At 40.6% G+C, this 18565-nt stretch carries 19 protein-coding genes; 13 read left to right on the forward strand and 6 right to left on the reverse strand.

Annotated features, from left to right (window positions below):
* Positions 1 to 81 precede the first annotated feature (81 nt).
* The 5 genes from zwf (at position 82) to ybaK (ending at position 4388) form a co-directional block, all read left to right on the forward strand.
* A complete protein-coding gene (gene zwf / locus H9647_RS10035; protein ID WP_191799635.1) occupies positions 82 to 1617 on the forward strand; it encodes a glucose-6-phosphate dehydrogenase in 1536 nt (511 codons plus the stop codon).
* Positions 1618 to 1690: 73 nt separating this feature from the next.
* Positions 1691 to 2359 (forward strand): fructose-6-phosphate aldolase, encoded by a 669-nt coding sequence (gene fsa / locus H9647_RS10040; protein WP_191799636.1) that lies wholly within the window; start codon positions 1691 to 1693, stop codon positions 2357 to 2359.
* A 194-nt stretch (positions 2360 to 2553) separates the two neighbouring features.
* The gene (locus H9647_RS10045) at positions 2554 to 3270 is read left to right on the forward strand and encodes a 3-ketoacyl-ACP reductase (RefSeq protein ID WP_191799637.1); all 717 of its coding nucleotides are present in this window, start codon (positions 2554 to 2556) and stop codon (positions 3268 to 3270) included.
* A gap of 107 nt (positions 3271 to 3377) precedes the next feature.
* Positions 3378 to 3752 carry a hypothetical protein gene (locus tag H9647_RS10050; protein WP_318245287.1) on the forward strand — a complete coding sequence of 125 codons (375 nt, stop codon included), beginning with the start codon at positions 3378 to 3380 and terminating at the stop codon, positions 3750 to 3752.
* 156 nt (positions 3753 to 3908) lie between these two features.
* Positions 3909 to 4388: a Cys-tRNA(Pro) deacylase gene (gene ybaK / locus H9647_RS10055; RefSeq protein ID WP_191799638.1), complete on the forward strand. Its 480-nt coding sequence runs from the start codon at positions 3909 to 3911 to the stop codon at positions 4386 to 4388.
* A 129-nt stretch (positions 4389 to 4517) separates the two neighbouring features.
* On the opposite strand, the gene H9647_RS10060 is transcribed toward ybaK, so the two are convergent.
* Complete coding sequence (locus H9647_RS10060; RefSeq protein ID WP_191799639.1) at positions 4518 to 5375, reverse strand: SDR family oxidoreductase; 858 nt, start codon at positions 5373 to 5375, stop codon at positions 4518 to 4520.
* Positions 5376 to 5567: 192 nt separating this feature from the next.
* Between H9647_RS10060 and H9647_RS10065 the strand changes: the two genes are divergently transcribed.
* From H9647_RS10065 to H9647_RS10075, 3 genes are all read left to right on the forward strand, one after another.
* Positions 5568 to 5849 (forward strand): hypothetical protein, encoded by a 282-nt coding sequence (locus H9647_RS10065; protein WP_191799640.1) that lies wholly within the window; start codon positions 5568 to 5570, stop codon positions 5847 to 5849.
* Positions 5850 to 5977: 128 nt separating this feature from the next.
* Positions 5978 to 6277, forward strand: a complete 300-nt coding sequence (locus H9647_RS10070; RefSeq protein WP_191799641.1) for a hypothetical protein — start codon at positions 5978 to 5980, stop codon at positions 6275 to 6277.
* A gap of 87 nt (positions 6278 to 6364) precedes the next feature.
* The gene (locus H9647_RS10075) at positions 6365 to 7915 is read left to right on the forward strand and encodes a BCCT family transporter (RefSeq protein WP_191799642.1); all 1551 of its coding nucleotides are present in this window, start codon (positions 6365 to 6367) and stop codon (positions 7913 to 7915) included.
* A 73-nt stretch (positions 7916 to 7988) separates the two neighbouring features.
* Here H9647_RS10075 and H9647_RS10080 read toward each other — a convergent pair whose 3' ends face one another.
* Complete coding sequence (locus H9647_RS10080; protein WP_191799643.1) at positions 7989 to 8162, reverse strand: hypothetical protein; 174 nt, start codon at positions 8160 to 8162, stop codon at positions 7989 to 7991.
* 31 nt (positions 8163 to 8193) lie between these two features.
* Positions 8194 to 8565, reverse strand: a complete 372-nt coding sequence (locus H9647_RS10085) for a DUF948 domain-containing protein (RefSeq protein WP_191799644.1) — start codon at positions 8563 to 8565, stop codon at positions 8194 to 8196.
* 135 nt (positions 8566 to 8700) lie between these two features.
* Here H9647_RS10085 and H9647_RS10090 point away from each other — a divergent pair, with 135 nt between their 5' ends.
* The 4 genes from H9647_RS10090 (at position 8701) to H9647_RS10105 (ending at position 13718) form a co-directional block, all read left to right on the forward strand.
* Positions 8701 to 11292: a WG repeat-containing protein gene (locus H9647_RS10090; RefSeq protein WP_191799645.1), complete on the forward strand. Its 2592-nt coding sequence runs from the start codon at positions 8701 to 8703 to the stop codon at positions 11290 to 11292.
* 134 nt (positions 11293 to 11426) lie between these two features.
* The gene (locus tag H9647_RS10095; RefSeq protein WP_191799646.1) at positions 11427 to 11636 is read left to right on the forward strand and encodes a hypothetical protein; all 210 of its coding nucleotides are present in this window, start codon (positions 11427 to 11429) and stop codon (positions 11634 to 11636) included.
* A 151-nt stretch (positions 11637 to 11787) separates the two neighbouring features.
* Positions 11788 to 12252 carry a GNAT family N-acetyltransferase gene (locus H9647_RS10100; protein ID WP_191799647.1) on the forward strand — a complete coding sequence of 155 codons (465 nt, stop codon included), beginning with the start codon at positions 11788 to 11790 and terminating at the stop codon, positions 12250 to 12252.
* Positions 12253 to 12545: 293 nt separating this feature from the next.
* Positions 12546 to 13718, forward strand: coding sequence for a copper amine oxidase N-terminal domain-containing protein (locus H9647_RS10105; protein WP_191799648.1), 1173 nt, complete (start codon positions 12546 to 12548; stop codon positions 13716 to 13718).
* Positions 13719 to 13804: 86 nt separating this feature from the next.
* Here H9647_RS10105 and H9647_RS10110 read toward each other — a convergent pair whose 3' ends face one another.
* Entirely contained in the window at positions 13805 to 14536 is a 732-nt protein-coding gene (locus H9647_RS10110) for a spermidine synthase (protein ID WP_191799649.1), read from the reverse strand.
* A gap of 447 nt (positions 14537 to 14983) precedes the next feature.
* Between H9647_RS10110 and H9647_RS10115 the strand changes: the two genes are divergently transcribed.
* Complete coding sequence (locus H9647_RS10115; protein ID WP_225229205.1) at positions 14984 to 15772, forward strand: sulfite exporter TauE/SafE family protein; 789 nt, start codon at positions 14984 to 14986, stop codon at positions 15770 to 15772.
* Between the two features lie 122 nt (positions 15773 to 15894).
* Here the strand turns inward: H9647_RS10115 and H9647_RS10120 are convergent, their stop codons facing one another.
* Together H9647_RS10120 and H9647_RS10125 are read right to left on the reverse strand one after the other, a co-directional pair.
* Positions 15895 to 17817, reverse strand: coding sequence for a CotH kinase family protein (locus H9647_RS10120; RefSeq protein WP_191799651.1), 1923 nt, complete (start codon positions 17815 to 17817; stop codon positions 15895 to 15897).
* Between the two features lie 19 nt (positions 17818 to 17836).
* On the reverse strand, positions 17837 to 18565 hold the full coding sequence (locus H9647_RS10125; protein ID WP_191799652.1) for a DUF4956 domain-containing protein: 729 nt from the start codon (positions 18563 to 18565) through the stop codon (positions 17837 to 17839).

Genomic DNA, 18565 nt, shown 5'->3' on the forward strand with positions numbered 1-18565 from the left:
AGGTGTGATTCGTATTATAGTGGATTAAAGGTTGAAATACCAGATTTAACTAACTGGCAACAACTGAGAGGAGAAAAACGAATGGAAGCAATTACATTTGTATTGTTTGGAGCCACAGGGGATTTAGCCAAAAGAAAAATCTACCCTGCTTTATATAATTTATTTATTGATCAAAAATTACCCGAATCGTTCTCTGTATTCGGTCTTGGAAGAAGAGAACTTTCCGATCCTGATTTTCAGGCCAATGTTGAGAAATCTCTACGGATGTTTTCCCGGCGTAAAGTGATAGATCAAGAAAATCTTCAAAAATTCATGGGTGCATTCCGCTATCGTGTTCTCGATGTTGGTCATAAAGAAGATTACAAAACATTGCTGCAAGAAATTGAACAACAGGAGCAAGAAATTCAAACGAAGTCGAATCGGATGTTTTATTTGTCGGTAGGACCTCAATTTTTCGGAACGATTGCAGCTAATATTCAGGAAAGCGGACTCGGAAGAGCAAGCGGTTGGAAGCGCCTGGTGATCGAGAAACCGTTTGGACATGATTTAGCGTCCGCACGAGAGTTAAATGAAAGTTTGTCGATTGCTTTTACGGAAGAAGAAATTTTCCGGATCGATCATTATCTTGGCAAACCGATGGTTCAGAAACTGGAAGTGCTGCAAAATAACAATCCTGTCTTTAAAGCATTATGGGACAATCGCTATATTGCAAATATTCAAATTACGTCCAATGAGACTGTAGGTGTGGAAGAACGTGCTGGTTATTATGATCAAGCGGGAGCAGTAAGGGATATGTTCCAGAATCATATGCTGCAACTGCTCATGATGCTGACGACTCACTCTCCGAATAATACAACGAATGACGATGTTCGGAAGAAGAAGAAAATCGTCATGAATTCTTTGGAACAGCTGCATAAAGAAGATGTTAAATCGCATGTTGTCCGTGGGCAATATGGGGCAGGAGCGATTGATGGGAATCCAGTCGTAGGCTATACTTCGGAACCCAACATTCCTGAAGACTCTAGTAATGATACATTTATCGCAGCGAAGCTAAAAATTGATGATTACTTCTGGCGCGGGGTTCCTTTTTATATCCGTACCGGTAAGAGAATGAAAGAGAAATCGACGCGTATTGTGATCGAGTTCAAAGAGCCACTGAAAAAATCCGGCGGCACAAATGAGGAAAATAAAAAGCCAAATCTTCTTGTATTTGAAATCAGTCCAGACGAAAGAATTTCGCTACATCTGAATACAAGAGATCCTCTGAATAAAGAGAAGATCAAACCGATGTATATTGATTTTCACGAGAGCCAAGCAAATTTACCGGAAGCTTATGAGAATTTAATCGGTGATGCGTTACATGGAGACTCTACGTTCTTTGCACACTGGGAAGAAGTGGAGTTGTCATGGCAATGGGTTCAGCCGATTTTAGAAGCATACAATGAGAACCTTGTACCTCTGCATATATATGCTGCGGGAACTAACGGACCTTCTGCTTCGGATGAACTGCTTGAGCAGGATGGATATCATTGGTGGTTCGATCAAGAAGAGGAACACAGAACTGAAATAATAGAAGAAGATCTTAGTCTAGCAACAAAAAGCCCTGTGCTTCAATAGAAGGAACGTATACAACACGTTTACGATAAATTTGAAGCCTACAAATCATACCCAATAAACGGAGGTAATATCGATGAAATTCTTTATTGACACAGCTAATCTGGAAGACATCAAAAAGGCTTACAAAATTGGAGTGTTGTCTGGAGTTACGACAAATCCCTCTCTGGTTGCTAAAGAAGGCGTGAAATTTGAAGATCGTATCGAGGAGATTTTACGTGAAGTACCAGAAGTTGAATCTGTATCGGCAGAAGTAACACCTGATGCAGAGACAGCGGAAGACATGATTGCACAAGCTAATGAACTTATTAAAATCAATAATAATGATAAAAATATTACGATTAAACTTCCGATGACACTTGCTGGTTTAGAAGCATGCCGTTATCTGACTAAAAAAGGTGTAAAAACCAATGTAACCTTGATTTTCACAGTTAATCAGGCACTCTTAGCTGCACGTGCGGGTGCAACCTATGTATCCCCATTCCTTGGTCGTTTGGATGATATTTCAGAAGATGGCGTACTGCTTGTATCCAAAATTGCAGAATTGTTCCAAATTCATAATTTGGATGCACAAATTATTGCAGCATCCGTTCGTCATCCAGACCACGTAACACGAGTAGCTATGGCGGGTGCGCATATTGCTACCATTCCTTTCTCTGTCATTGAACAACTGTCCAAACATCCGTTAACGGATCAAGGAATGGAGAAATTTGCTGCAGATTGGAAAAAAACAGTTCAAGTATAATCGAATATAAGTATATTATATGGCGGTAGCTCTCAATCGGGGGCTATCGTTTTTATATTCCACACAGTTATTCTAGTCTTCTCCAAACATCTGACTGCATAATTAATGGCATACTTGTCACGTAAAGTTTGGAAAATCAGGAAGTAAAAAAGTATAATACGAGTGTATCAGTTTATTTAAAAGGAGTGGAGACTATGCAAAACCTTACAGGGAAAGTCGCCCTAATTACGGGTGCAGGACGCGGCATTGGACGAGCAACCGCTATTGAATTTGCAAAAGAAGGCATTCACGTAGGCCTCATCGCACGGAATAAAAGTCACTTGGACAAAGTGGCAGAAGAACTACAACCCTACGGTGTCAAAGTATCGATCGCAACAGCGGATGTATCCGATCTTGAGTCCATTACAAAAGCAGTAGAACATGTCAGTCAGGAACTCGGACCTATTGATATCCTGATTAACAATGCAGGTATCTCGAAATTTGGTAATTTCATGGAACTTGATCCGAAGGATTGGGAACAAATTATCCAAGTTAACTTGATGGGCGTTTACTATACAACCAGAGCTGTTCTACCGCAAATGATTGAGCGTAAATCAGGCGATATTATTAATATCTCTTCTACAGCAGGCCAAAAAGGAGCACCTGTAACAAGTGCGTACAGTGCTTCGAAAGCAGGAGTTCTGGCATTAACGGAATCTTTAATGCTCGAAGTTAGGAAACACAATATTCGTGTAACTGCGCTTACGCCAAGCACAGTGGCCACAGATATGGCAGTAGATCTGAACCTGACTGATGGCAATCCAGATAAAGTAATGCAGCCTGAAGACTTGGCTGAATACATGGTATCTCAGTTGAAACTGAATTCGAGAATCTTCATTAAATCGGCGGGTATGTGGTCCACGAATCCTTAAAAAATATTTTTTGATGTATTAACGCATCTTCTTTCTATAGGCAAACACCCTTTATGAGTCAGCTGCATACATTGTGAGCAGGATGATTTATGAAGGAGGAATAGAGAGTGGCATATCGCGGACATCAATTAATGTATCAATGTGAGCATCAGCTCGCAGATCACTTGAAAAAACATAAAGAGCATGCAAAACACGCTTGCAAGCAATTGGTTAATCACAAGGTGAAAGTACTTACCATAGATGGAGAATCAATTGAGGGTATCGTCGTGAATGTAGATGAACATTATGTGTTTTTGCAAGTCGAAGATCAGCGTGGATTTTATCCAGGCGGATATGGACCGGGTGGGGGTGGCCACGGTCACGGCCATGGTCATGGTCATGGTCCAGGACCTGGTTGGGGTCCTCCAGGGCATGGACCCAATCCCAATGTTATTCTCCCATTAGCTTTATTTAACCTACTAACAATCAGTTTGTTATGGTGATTGATAAGGAGAGCCGCAGATTTGCGGCTCTTTTTTTATGATTATTCACTTCCATAAGTTTTCACGCTCTGCATAGTGAGCTACACTTTTCATACATACAAGCGATGATTAGAATAGAATTGACGTCATTAACAATCAAGAAAGGCAGGCTATGAAATGAAGCAAGAAAAGACAAATGCGATGCGTATGCTGGATAAGCAGAAGGTTTCCTATGACATGCTGACTTATTCCGTTGACGATGGAGACATTGATGGTCTATCTGTGGCGCGCAAAGTAGGAAAGTCTCCAGAACTTGTCTATAAAACCTTAGTGGCTCAAGGCAGTAACAGCAAAGGATATTATGTATTTGTAATTCCTGTTCAGTGTGAATTAGATCTTAAAAAAGCAGCGAAATCCGCAAAAGAAAAGAAAATCGAACTTATTGCTGTCAAAGACCTACTAGAAGTGACAGGTTACATTCGAGGGGGATGTTCTCCGATTGGTATGAAGAAACGTTATCCTGTATTTATTGATGAGCAAGCCAAAGATCTTGATAAAATCATAATTAGTGCAGGAAAAGTAGGATTCCAACTGGAAATAACGACAAGCCAGCTTGTAGAAGTAACCGGTGCGACATTATCTCAATTATGTAAGTAAGTTCGAACTTGCTTGGAACGATTCGTGTAGGTCCCGAATCATTTAATGGACAACTGTACACAGATTAAAGCATGGTGTTTCCAATCATAAAGAGATGCCTTTCTCGTTATCAGAGAAGGCATCTTTGTATTATCCTTTTCGAGTTGTTTTAGAGAGAGCATTCCATTCCTCTTCGGTGAGTTCTACTAGCCCATTAAACTGTCCCGCGCCCTGAAGCCACTCCCCGCCGTCAATAGTGACGACTTCCCCGTTAATATAACCTGCGTAATCGGAAATGAGAAAAGCAGCAAGCGCACCGAGTTCTTCTTTGTTTCCGGCACGTTTTAAAGGTACTCTGTCAATTAATTTCTGTTCGAGTCCGGGAGTTGGCGTTAATCTGGACCCAGCTCCCTCGGTTGGAAATGGACCAGGCGCAATAGCAACTTGACGAATACCGTAAGGAGCCCATTCGACTGCAAGTGAACGTGTAAGAGCAAGTACCCCCGCTTTGGCCGCAGCAGAAGGAACGACATACCCCGACCCGCTGCCGCTAGATGCGTAAGTAGTTACGATATTCAGCATCGTTCCGGTTTCTTTACGCTCAATCCATCTTTTTCCGACTTCTAGTGTCATGTAAAAGGTACCATGTAACACAATATTCAAAACGGCATCTACGGCCCGCGGAGATAACTTCTCCGTAGGACTAATAAAGTTCCCTGCAGCATTATTAACAAGGATATCAATATGACCATAATGAGCAGTAACCGCTTCCACAAAAGACGCTACTTGTGCTGCATCTCGTACATCACAACTTTGGTAGAAGACTTCAACTCCTTTGGCTGTGAAATTACGAGCTGATTGTTCGAGTACTTCAAATCGTCTTCCGCACCAAGCGAGTTTTGCCCCTAGTTCAGCAAACATTTCGCTCATAGCAAGACCGAGACCGGTTCCACCGCCGGTAATAATGATGACTTTGTCTTTTAATAGATCAGGTGTGAAAGGATGCATAATAAGTCACTCCTTTTGGGATTAATCTAACCTTATAACATGGGGGAAGGTATACGGGCTGCAATCTATCTACAGACTATCATGTAAAGTGGGTTCCGTCATCAGGTAGAGGTTCATATAATGAAGGATAGGGTACCGTACTAAGAGGATAGATGTTACGATAAAGTATATTCAGGGAAAGGAACATGGAGAATGAGCAACCCAATAGCGATACAGCCTTATTATAAAATGGAGCGAAAGATCCATTCCTTGGACATGGAGATCATAGAACATCAGCGTCTCCTAAAGTTATATCCGGATAAAATTGTTTCTGCGTATCGTGAGTTTCCAATCGAAAAAGTATTTGATTTATCCTACCGCTCCATGGGCAGTGGTCATGGCATGTTATATATACATACGCAGCAAGGTGTGTATCCCTATACACTGAGAGAGAATCCAAAATCTTTTATATTAGCGGTAAAACAATTCATCTAGAAAACGGCCAGAGGATTACTGTTTGGTCGTTTTTTGTTTTACGTTTCTCATTAGAACATCCAAACTTTTTCTGTTTTTTCGCGTTTTTATAATAATATAGTAAATTCAGTGACAAAGGCGGCGATTCCATGTCAAATATCATAAGTTCAGAGGCCGACCATTTGAAAGAAGAACCATTGGCGGATGAATTATTAGAAAAAAGTAAACAGGAATATATGGATATGTGGACACACATCTCCGGGTTTAGTCCAGCAGACAGCAAGAAGATTGTGAATGGAATTCAGCGACAAGTTTTTCTGACAACCAAAAAAAAGGAGTTTATACAATATATGAAATCCCCAACTCCTTATGTTGCCATGGTGATCGGCGGTCTATTGCCTATTTTATTTATCATTCTTTTCTTATGGTATTCTCTTTTATTGGAATAATACGCTGATTTCCTGATTAAGATCTATCATTTTGGTGTAATTAACTAATCTAAAAAGAGTTATTACTAAAATAGTAGAGGTGAGTCTGTGATTGGCGAATTATTTAAGAATAAGGTATTTTCAATTTCTGCAATAATCGTTGCGATTATTGCTTTGACGGGGGCAATCATACCTCAAGCTTTCGGAAATACCGCAGATTATTTATTTAACTTTTCAAAGGAAAACTTTGGTTGGTTTTATCTATTGTCACTGGTCGTAATTATTGTATTTCTCATGTGGCTAGCGGCCAGTAAATATGGTTCAATTCGCCTTGGAGGAGAAAAAGAAAAACCAGATTACTCGTTTTTTACGTGGTTAGGTATGTTATTCTCCGCTGGATTCGGCGTTGGACTTGTATTCTGGGGAGTAGCAGAACCGATGAGCCACTTCTTTGACACTCCGTTTGCAGGTGTGGAAGCCGGAACAACGGAAGCGGCACGAGTTGCGATGGGATATTCCTTCTTTCATTGGGGTATTAGCCAATGGGCTGTGTTTGCACTAGTAGGACTCGTTATTGCTTTTCTTCAATTCCGTAAAAAAAGGGATGGTTTAGTATCCACCGCTTTAGAACCTGTTACAGGGAAGAAAACAACGGTTAAAAATGCGATTGATATTTTAGCAGTTATTGCAACAGTGATGGGGGTTGCCACTTCCATAGGGCTTGGTGTTCTTCAAATGAGTGGAGGACTAGAACAGGTTTCTGGTGTAGGAAACAACATCATGATTCAACTGTTGATGCTATTTATTATTTTCGTATGCTATATGATCTCTACGATGACAGGACTTGATAAAGGAATCCGCATCTTGAGTAACTTTAATTTAATTATTGCGATAGCATTTTTGCTATTCGTATTTACAATGGGTCCAACCGTCTTTATACTCGAGTCATTTACATTAGCGATCGGGGATTACATAACGAATTTTGTTCAGTATAGTTTGCGGCTTCAACCTTATTCAGAAGGAACTTGGGTAGGAGAATGGACGATATTCTACTGGGCATGGGCAATTGCATGGTCACCTTACGTTGGCGCTTTTATAGCAAGAGTATCGAAAGGAAGAACAATCAGGGAATTTATCGTTGGTGTGACGATTATTCCGACGCTGATTTCATGTTTATGGATTGCTGCATTTGGCGGTACGGCGCTATGGTTTGATCTCCATGAAAATACGGGAATCGCTGCAGCAGTAAATGAAGATGTCACTGTTGCTTTGTTCCAAATGTTTGATCAATTGCCGTTTGCCGGAGTTATGTCTGTATTAGCGATCCTGCTCATTCTTACGTTCTTAGTAACGTCTGCGGACTCTGCAACGTATATTCTCGCAAGTATGACAAGCGGTGGTAGTTTAAATCCGTCAAGTATTGGTAAACTCGTGTGGGGTACTCTAATGGCTGCCATTGCCGGAGTGCTGTTATACTCAGGGGGGCTTGAAGCTCTGCAGACCGCTTCCTTAATCGCTGCTTTACCATTTACGGTGTTATTGTTACTACTTATTGTCGCAATGACAAAACTGATTAGAAAAGAACCGCTTCCCGTCAAGAAAGCTGATCTCAGACGATATCAGAAGATAAAAGAAGAGGCTAACAAAACACGGGTGTAAGTGAAATTATATTATAGTAAATAAGAGGAACCTCGATTCATATTCGGGGTTCCTCTTATTTATATGGAAGCATTTATAATCGATATCCGATCGATTGCAAAAACCAATTAAGCGACACGATGGCTACGGCAATATGCAGTAAAATATTCATCCAGGATTTTCGGGAAAGCTGAATGTCTTGAACAATCATTACAACCGACCAAATGAAAATAACAAGATATGCTAGTTGAACCAGGATGGTTGGCATGATTCACCCCTTTTCTTTACCGTTCAAAATTCTACTTGAATTTGATTTTAACTGGCTTCCTAGTATCTTGTTCTGCTGTCGGATGAATGACGTCACCAATAGCTTCTGAAGCTTGCTTGACCGTTTTCGTCACGCTGTGAATGGCCTCTCCCACATCTTGCGCAGAATTAAAGATAGGTTCAACGGAACGAATCTTACCTTTTACATCGGAGGTGATTACATTCGCTGTCTGAATTAACTTGGTTGATTCCTGAGTCAGCCCATGAATCGCATTTCTGACTTCGGATAATGTTTTGTTCGTCTCGCTAAGCGTGCTCATCCCTTTCACGAGAACTCGTACTACATAATAGACTAATACAATAAAAGCAATAGCACTTGCAGCAACGCTAATCGATATAATCATCTTCAAGCCTCCTTCACGTAAATATATGTCGTCCACATTAGGTTATTCCATAATTTAAAAGAAAGAACGGTATATTTATCTTTTTATAACAATACGATGAGGATGGATACTGTTGTAAAAAGGAGGCCTGCATTTATGTCTAATCATCATGAAGCCCAGATAACTCAGCTTGTTTTGTCCCATCTGCCTAGTACTGCAACGGTCATAAACATAGAAGGACCATTGCCTCGTCAGGCAATTTATATAGGGGATCTAACAGGAGATGAAATTCCTGAGATTTCTGTCGTTTACAAGGTATATGAAGAGTTATATCTGATGGTGCTTGTTTTTACTGATCAGGAATGGAAGGTCGCTGCGAGATTAAAAGGCCACGGGTATGGTCTTACGCTTATGATAAGTGGGCCTATCTTACATAACGATAGGAAGAGTTTACTGATTGGCTGGCAGATCGGAGCCGTTCGCTCTAAACTGTCCATCTATAAATGGGAAGATGGCAATTTCATCGATGCAGCGCCGGAAGATTTATCTTATAGTTCCATTGAAATATTAAACATACCCGGAATATCCGGTGGAAATCAGACGAGTGACATTGCACTTTGGATACATGATACGGGGGAGGCTTACCGTGTTGAAATACTCCGCTTCAGGGAAGGAAAGTTCGTACCCGCATGGGATGTATATCCTTATTATTTTGTGAATGTAGTTCGATATTACGAGCGAAAAACGGAAGAACATCCGAATTATCCATTGTATTGGTATTATCTGGCGGATGCTCAGTACCGTGCGGGAATGTTGCCTGCTGCGCTGCAATCAATTCATAAGAATCTGTTGTTCCAAAATCCTTATCCTTCTCGTAAAGAGATTCAGCAGTTACAATCAAAGATTGAGAATATTTACAAACATATGGGTGGGCAGATTACGGAAGAACAGATTATAGAAGAACGAATCATGGAAGAACAAATCATGGAACCAACGGCAACATCTACTGTGAACAAGCGAGGAATATCTCTATTCCTCGTAGCGGAGAAAACGACCGATGGTACAAAGTGGGGATATATAAACGAAGAGGGTGAATCTGTAATTCCGCTACAATATAGCGAAGCAAGAGATTTTCAGAAAAATGGACTTGCTGTTGTAGCTCAAAAAAGAAAATACGGGTTGATCCAGCTCTCAGGCGGGTATCTAGTAGAACCTATGTATACATCGATATCTCCTTACGTAGAGCAACGGGCAATCGTATCTGAGGATGAATATCACTTTGCAATGTTAAACGAAGAAGGGAAGAAAGTTACAGAGCAAACCTATCCTTTTATCTCTAATTCGGCTGGGAATCGGTCTGTTTATTCTATGGAGACAACAAGTAGCGCAGGAAGTAGTGTTATACAGTATGGATATCTTGATTCCGAGGGGAAAGAGGTCATTCCTGCACAATATGAAGAAGCAAGCGACTATCATCAGCAGAAGGCGATTGTGAAAATCAAGGATTATGAATATGCGTTAATTAACGAAATAGGAGAGAGGCTGGCTACATATCCCTATTACTATGTAGGAAACTATAGTGATGGGTTACTTGTATTTAAGGAGACAGCAAGTGGAACTTTTGGATACATGGATGAGAGGGGAACTGCTATTATTCCCCCTTCCTTTACAGGGGCAACCGGATTTCATCAGGGGCAGGCTATCGTAAACACATCAGAAGACTATAAGCCAGGCTATGGAGTAATCGATAAGCAAGGAGTGTACATCATTCCTGCGGAGTATCAGGATATCCGTGATCTAGGAGAAGATCGCTGGGCTGTTGGACGAACAGCAGATTCAAAACATCCGTTAAGTTTACCGTTTTACGCAATAGCCGATCGATCAGGTACACTGCTGACTGATTTTTCATTCTCTGATGTATCCGAGTTTATAGATGGTCTTGCTTCTGTGAATGATCACGAACAGACCTATTTTATAGACCGAAGTGGAACTCCAGCTCCAGGGTATCCACATATAGAAGGTAGCGGTACATTAACAGTCAAAGAAGACGATGTGATCCAAGCGTCCATTGATCAAAGACTATTCTATGTGAACCGTGCGGGAGATGTCATCTGGGAGCCGAATAAGATGATTTCGCTTAATGGAACGTACCAGGTTAAGGAAGAGAAATATAAGCCAAATCAAAATTACCTCGTTTATTATCCAGTAATAGAAGGAATGCCTGATGTAATTAGCGAACAAAGAGTGAATATCCGAATGAAGCAGCTGGCAGAAGTGAAGAAGATCCCTCTAAATAAGGAGAAAGAAGAGACTTTCACAGGGGATTATGATGTTATTTATTATAAAAAGGATCTTGTTGTCATTGAACTAAACGGTTATCACTATACCATAGGAGCGGCACATGGCTTACCAACAAAAATACACGCGCTGATTCATCTTGTAACCGGTCGTATATTTATGTTGAGAGATTTTTTTAAAGCAGGTGCGGATTATGTGAAAGAACTGAGTAAACGGATTAGAAAGATAATCACAGACGATCCTGCGTATTCCTATGTATTTTCCGAGAGTTACCAAGGGATTAAACCCAATCAGCCGTTCTATGTATCTGACAATGCTCTTCATCTATATTTCGCTCCTTATGAAATTGGACCCTATGCTGCAGGTTTTCCTACATTTACGATTCCATTTGATGAGATCAAGGGACTTATCTATAAAGAGGGTGAGTTTTGGAAATCGTTCCAGATTTGATAAAATAAGACGTTAGTTAAAAGCTTTCCTGACTAGCAGGAGAGCTTTTTCTTCTTATTTCATCTTAGCTTTAAATGAATTCATGCGTTAACCTATGAAAGAAAAATAGTTTTTAGCAAAAAGGAGGGTGTGTTATGGTTGCTGGTTTTTTACTATTGTTAATTATTGTACCTCTTATGCTGGTGATGCTGGGCTTGTATTATATTACGCTAGCGATATGGGAACTTCGTGCAGGAATGGACAGAACAAGATATGTGAAAATGATGTTTGGAGGGCTTGTTCTTGTAGTTATTGCTCCTCTTCTGTTTATCATTTATTGGTATGCCGGTGTTATGAGTTTGTAATTCTTATAAAATTGCCTTACTACAGATAATTAGATCTTACATACACGTAGACGTGAAATCTCTAAACCGTATAATATATAATCAACTTCTAAAATATAGCAGATTATAGAAGATATCGGATAAATAAAACATGAATAGGAGCGTAAACATCATGGACATCAGAATCGATGATCTAACCGGGCCAGAGATCATTACGTTAATTGAGGAACATTATAAAGAGATGTTGTCACAGTCTCCCGAAGATAGTATGCATGCGCTGGACTTGGAGCGATTAAGAAAGCCAGAGATTATCTTTTGGACGGCATGGGAAGGTAAGGAACTGCTTGGCTGCGGGGCAATGAAAGAACTTGATCCCACGCACGGAGAGATTAAATCAATGCGCACCGCTCCCCTACATACCCGAAAAGGAGTCGCCAAGCGAATCCTTGAACATATGTTAGAAGAAGCACAAAGAAGAGGTTACCATCAGGTCAGCTTGGAGACAGGTACGTTAGATAGCTTTAAACCGGCAATAAGTTTATACACAAAATTAGGATTCGAGTATTGCGAACCTTTTGCCGATTATGTGGAAGATCCATACAGTGTGTTTATGACGAAGCAACTGACAATGAAATGACGAAATGAAAATAAAAGAATTACAATACTACAATTACAATGAAAGCCTGAGAAATCAGGCTTTTTGCGTTTTTTGCAAACGAATACAGCCTGTTTATATTAGTACAAGTGTACGTGTTAAGAGAGTTAGAAGATATAATTCATAGCCGAAAAATGTTTCATTTTACCTTAATTTATAGTAATTAGTTATATAAGAATCGATTACATAAGTTATGGAATTGATTCAACTTGTGTTATTACACTGTATAGGAGGACGTAATTAACATGAGGGAACCCGCTAACAGGAGGAATCGTATGTCTATATTGAAGAAAAGGATAATGAACGTCGTATTGCTGTTCACCAGTATGCTGATGGCAGGAATATCTTTCTCACATGTAAATGTTGCTGACGCTAAGAGTTCAAAAGTGTATGTCCAGGCAGGAGTAGAGACAGCAGAGCAATATTCAAAGCTTGAGGACCCGATCATTATACAGCAAGGCCGGATTTTGCTGCCTATTCGAGAGATTAGTAACTATCTAAGTCTGAATGTTTCCTGGAACCAGAAGACGAAGTCAGCTACTTTATATGGTGTTAATAAGGAAATCAAGCTGACACTTGGAAGCAAAACAGCATACGTAGATAAGAAAAAAGTGTTGCTTGATGTACCTCTTCAAATGGAAAAAGGCAAAATTTATGTTCCATTACAGTTTGTTGCTTCTTCGGTCAAACAGAAAGTGACCTGGGATCGTACTCTAAAGACGATTCTTATCCCCAGAACCTATGCGAAAGGGACTGCAGATCAAATGACCTATTGGATCAAACTGACTACAGGAGAGTTATTCCAGGCTAAAACTAATCAGATAGGAACAAAAATCGGTCAAGTTAGTAAGAGGTTTAAAACGATGAGAGAGTTTGAAGTGGAAAAGATCGCAGCAGGTACGTATTATTTACGGATGGAAGAAAGTTTTGGCATGGCAGGTACCAGTAGAAATACAGGACAAGTACTCGTTAAAAATGGAAAAGTGCTTGATGAAGACAGCTTCTCATTCCAAGGATATTACGAGGATACAACACTTCATAAGTCACATGGAAATGTGCTGTTGACCAACGGGAAGCAGGCGAGATTCTTAGATAAGAATGGTAAAGTAGTTGCCTTATATAACCTAACAGACATTATGCAAAAAGATGAAATCTACATGGTAGAGCATTATAATCAGCGCATGCTGATCTTACGGGAGTATTCTTCGCAACATCTTATTGTTTATAATGTACAGTCTGATAATGCGGCATATGTTCATGAACTCATCACGCTTCCCGAAAGTGAAAGAGAGTATTTAGAACAGGCAGGATTTGATCGAAATAATGAAATGGTACGGGATCACATTATCTTTTTTGACAGTATCATTGATGGAGTTATGACTTTTCATTATAAAAATAAATCAAACAACATGGTAAATACGTATACTCTTGATTTAAGTCAGATCTAACAAGGGAAAACAAAACAAACAAACCGGCGTGAGAAGAAGCGGCGGTTTGTTTGCTCGTATAGTAGTTATAAACTCTTAATCCATCCCTATCGACCAGATATTTGAGGTGATTTTATTTTACGAAAATGAGCCATTGATTTTTGCTGATACCGCAAAGGATGATAACCAGCAGCGATGATCATATTCTTCGATCTTCCTAAACCTCCCGCATATAGAGAAAAAAGATCAACGACAGGAAAAAGAGAGGAAAGAGACCGGTAAAAGGACTGTACATAAGGATCCTGAGGTCCTCTTCCGATAATGTTCATCAAAAGGGTTCCATCCTCACTTAGTTTATCGCAAGCCGTTTCAAAAAAAGCCATCGTTGTCAGTTGCTCAGGAATACCATCTTCATGGAAAGCATCCACAACGATATAATCAAAACGGCCACTCGTCATCTGTTTTAGTAATGTATATCCATCCTCAATGAGAACGGGGGGACCATCGTAGCCGAAGTATTCTTTACTTAAGTCTGATACTTTCTGGTCAATTTCTGAAATGACTACATATTTGTCACGCAAAGCAGAGGATAAGGTGCCGATTCCATGTCCAATCAAAAATACATCTTCGTAAGAGGGGTTGTTGACCTCCATTAAATGCAGAAGCGCTCTAGGATATTCAAACAGGATTCGCTCCGGCTGATTTAGATCCAGGATTCCCTGAATTGCATCATTACCGAATTCAAGCACACGAAATCTTCCTTTTTCTCCGTAAACTTCAGAAGTATCATAGACGTAAATGGGTCTAGGTTCCGTTTCTTGGTGTAAGTACTGTGTCATGTCTAAAACTCCTTTATCTATAGCCATCTTCTTATCTCACTATACCAACTTCTGTACAAGAAAATACAGTTTTATGTCATAATGGAGGATGGAATAGCAAAGGAAGAAAAGATAAAAGTTTATTTCCGCTTATTCTTGTTGCAGTCCGCAGGATAAGAAGAATGTTCTTCGTACGTAACTCTTATTCCTAGAGCAGGATAAAATTCTTCTTTATATTCGCACTCTGCACAGGATTTGGTTACATGTAGTAGAGTTAACTTGCTGGATAAAGGCTGCTTGCATTTGGGACAATGCTGGCGAAAAAGACGGTTCATACCGGTCATAAGTATCACCTTTATTCCTATTCATTTAGTTGGGATTATTATAACTTGCCTTTTCAAATTTGTATAGTCATGTAGGTTGGGCAAATTAATTAATTGTGTTATGAGCGAGAGGAGGGAACATCTTATGTTTATACTGCTTATGATCCTGCTCGGATTCATCGGTTCGTTTTTTTCAGGTTTGCTTGGAATTGGCGGTGCCATTATCAATTATCCGCTTCTTTTATTTATCCCGCCGCTTCTCGGTGTGGGTGGATTTACAGCCCATGAAGTAGCTGCTATTAGTATATTCCAGGTGTTTTTCTCATCCCTTTCTGGAATCATTGGGTATAGACTGCAGTCTCGAAAAACAAAAACGAGGTTAATTCATTACTCTTTAGCTGCTTGGATGGGTACCAGTATATTAATAGGTAGTCTGCTAGGAGGATTGTGGTCTTCTCGCTTCGAGGAGCAAACGATTAACATCATCTATGGAATCCTTGCGGTGCTTGCCGTAATTCTTATGTTATTCCCTGCAAGAGGCAAAGAAGAGATGCAAAAGGTAGAGGAAATTACATTCCACCGATTTTTGGCGAGTTCGCTTGCTTTTGTTGTAGGTGTGGTCTCGGGCATTGTTGGAGCTGGAGGAGGATTTATTCTTATTCCCATTATGATGAAAGTGCTTCGAATACCGGTTCGAATTACGATTGCGACTTCTTTATCGATTGTCTTTGTCTCGGCAATTGGCGGAGTGATCGGTAAAATAAGTGGGGGAGATATTCCGATTCTTCCGATCCTTTTCACGGTTATTGGGAGTATCGCAGGGTCTCCTGTCGGTTCTTTGGTAGGTTCAAAAATGGACGTGAAGTATTTAAGATATGCTCTTGTCCTTTTGATTACCATAACGGCGGTAAAGGTATGGTCGTCTGTTTTTTAATTGTTAAACTTACAAAAAGACTGCTCACCGAAAGGTGAACAGTCTTTTTTGGAGTTGTTGTCATTTCATTTTCACGGTAACATTTCACGTTAAAATCGTAACGTAGCTTGGCATTTTTACTACTAGAGTCGTTTACGTTTGTAGAAAGTGACGAAAAGACAAGCGAGTATGACTATGATTAGAGATACGGCAACCCAAATTAAATCTTGTGTAGTCCCTTGTTGCATACTCTGTTGATCTTTACCAGCACCAGGGAATCCACCACCTCCCATCATGCCACCTTCAGGACGTTCCATACCGCCGCCAAAACCATCTGGTGCTTCACCCATACCGCCACCGAAGCCATCAGGAGGTGTCATACCATCTCCTTCTTCAACTTGTGCGTCTGGCTGAGCTCCATCAGTAGCAGTAGTTGTATTACTCTGCCCACCATTTTGGGTAGTTTTGTCTGATGGAATTTCTCCAGCAGGTGGCTGGTTTGCTGTATTAGATTGTTCCGTTGTAGCCCCATTTTCGCTTGCATTCTGAACAACGTTGTTTGCGGTATCAGGTGCTGTTTGCACATTCTCATTCTGTTTGCTAATAGAAGCACCATCCGCTGCTGCTTCATCATCAGCAGTTGCACCGCCAGTATTACCACCGGTAGCAGCGTCACCAGGAGCGCCAGCATTACCATCAGGAGCAGCGCCGCCAGGAGCGCCAGCTGCATCTCCAGTATTACCACCAGGAGCAGCGCCACCGGCACCGCCTTTTCCTCCCATGATTCCACCCATGTCGAATCCACTACCGGAGCCGTCGCCGGAAGAAGGAGAGGTACCATCAAGCTGTTCCGAAATATCTTTGACTTGCGATGCATTGGTGGAGATCAGACTCGTAACTCCTTTTTCAAATTCATCATAGGTATAAAAAGCGTTCGGGTCTGCTTTTACATATTCCGCAATCATCGACTTCACTTCTTGTACTCGTGCAGTAAAGGTATCATTAGCAAGGTATCCACCAATCGCTTCTGACAGCATCTGATGATACTGCTCTTTATACTCATCTACAGCAAGCAGTTTTGCAATGAGTGGACGTTCATCCAAAGCTCCTTGCGTTGGCTCATCGATATACAGGCTATTTCTACCTAAGCCCCCAAAAGCCATATTGTAGTCCCAAGGAAGTATAGAGAAGACTCCATCTTCTTCATACAAATAGTAGTTTTGTTTATTCGATCCAAGATAACTATCTGTGTTATTCGTCAGAACGTTCAGGGCAATATATCCTAATGCATCCTCTATATCGATATACTTCTCGTAGTCAGAACCATTATTGAGTTCATTCAGCATAGCGATCAGTGCATCGCCATCTGATTTTTCCGACTTCACTTCAAGACCAGTATAGAGATCCGGATCATCACCGAGCCAAGTTAAATCACTACCTTGACCGGTCATTACACCTTTGTATAGTGAGCCATAGGAGCTACCGAAGTTCCGCTCCAGATAAGATTCATCGATCTGTTCAACAGCAAGATAAAATCCCCATAATTCATCATTAATGTAGATGTTAACGAAAGAATATTCAGGGGTAGGAAGACCCATCAATTCTGCCAATTCATAGGTCAAAAATTCTCGCATGCTGGTCGCATCACTATAGTTATTGTTTAAGTTGATTTTGCTAATGCCTTCGAGTGTCTGATTCACGTATTCATCAAAGGAAAGCTTGAAGCTGTAGCGATTTGAGTCTTCCATTTGAACAACAGAGCGAAGACTTAAATTCCCCTTCGTGCGAATACCGACATTTTCAAGTTTAACACCGTTATATTCTACAATGGCGGGCTTATATTCTTCCGCACTGGCGTTGTCTAGCATGTCTTGAAATTCATCTTCATCGATCGTTATTTTTACATCGACCACTTTATCCTTTGGAAAAACGGTTTCTTCTATTTTCTGTGTTTCTTTGGATACAGCTGTTTCTGTAGAAGAAGACGAGCTGCCAAATTGGCAGCCGGCCAGAATCAGACAGATGGAGCAGAAGCATAGAAGAAGACTAGTAAATTTGTTCTTCATCTAGAGCACCACCTTATCTTTAGGATACATAATCACCGTTATAGCTGATAAGTACCGCATTTTTAACACCTTGAATTCCAGTAAGTTCGTTAACAAAGCTGCCTTCGCTATCTTTCAAACGAACTTCGAAGGTTACTTCAATATTGCCTGCAGTCACCGTTTTTTGTTTTACATTGTAACGTTTTACGATGCTGCCCAGTTGTTCGTGAATTTGTTTTTCCGTAGCATCGCTTTCGCAGTTCACGACAAGAAGGTAAGGAGTATCAAGAGATGTCCGTTTAATAAAGAAGAAGAGAATCAAACCGATAATAGCGGAACCGAGTGCTGCAAGTGTAAAGAATCCTGCACCAGAGACAATCCCCGCTGCCGCAGCCCAGAACAAGAAAATTAGATCAGTCGGGTCTTTAATCGGTGTTCTAAAACGAACGATGGACAGCGCACCAACCATACCAAGAGACAATACGAGGTTGGAGTTAATCGCAATGATGACCATCGCCGTAACCATTGTCATCCCAATTAGAGAAACATTAAAGCTTTTGGAGTAAAGTACTCCACTAAATACACGCTTATAAAGTGTGAAAATGAAGAGACCAATCAGAAAAGCGACCGCTAAACTGATAATAATTTTGGAAATACTAATATCGGATGAGAAGTTTTCCATCACCGAATTTTTGATGATATCTGTAAAATTTGTAGTGTCGGTAGTAGCTTGTGTGGCTGCTGCCGTCGTAGAAGCTGTTGCTGACAT

It is taken from the genome of Paenibacillus gallinarum (assembly GCF_014836635.1).
In the GTDB taxonomy this organism is placed as follows: domain Bacteria; phylum Bacillota; class Bacilli; order Paenibacillales; family Paenibacillaceae; genus Paenibacillus; species Paenibacillus gallinarum.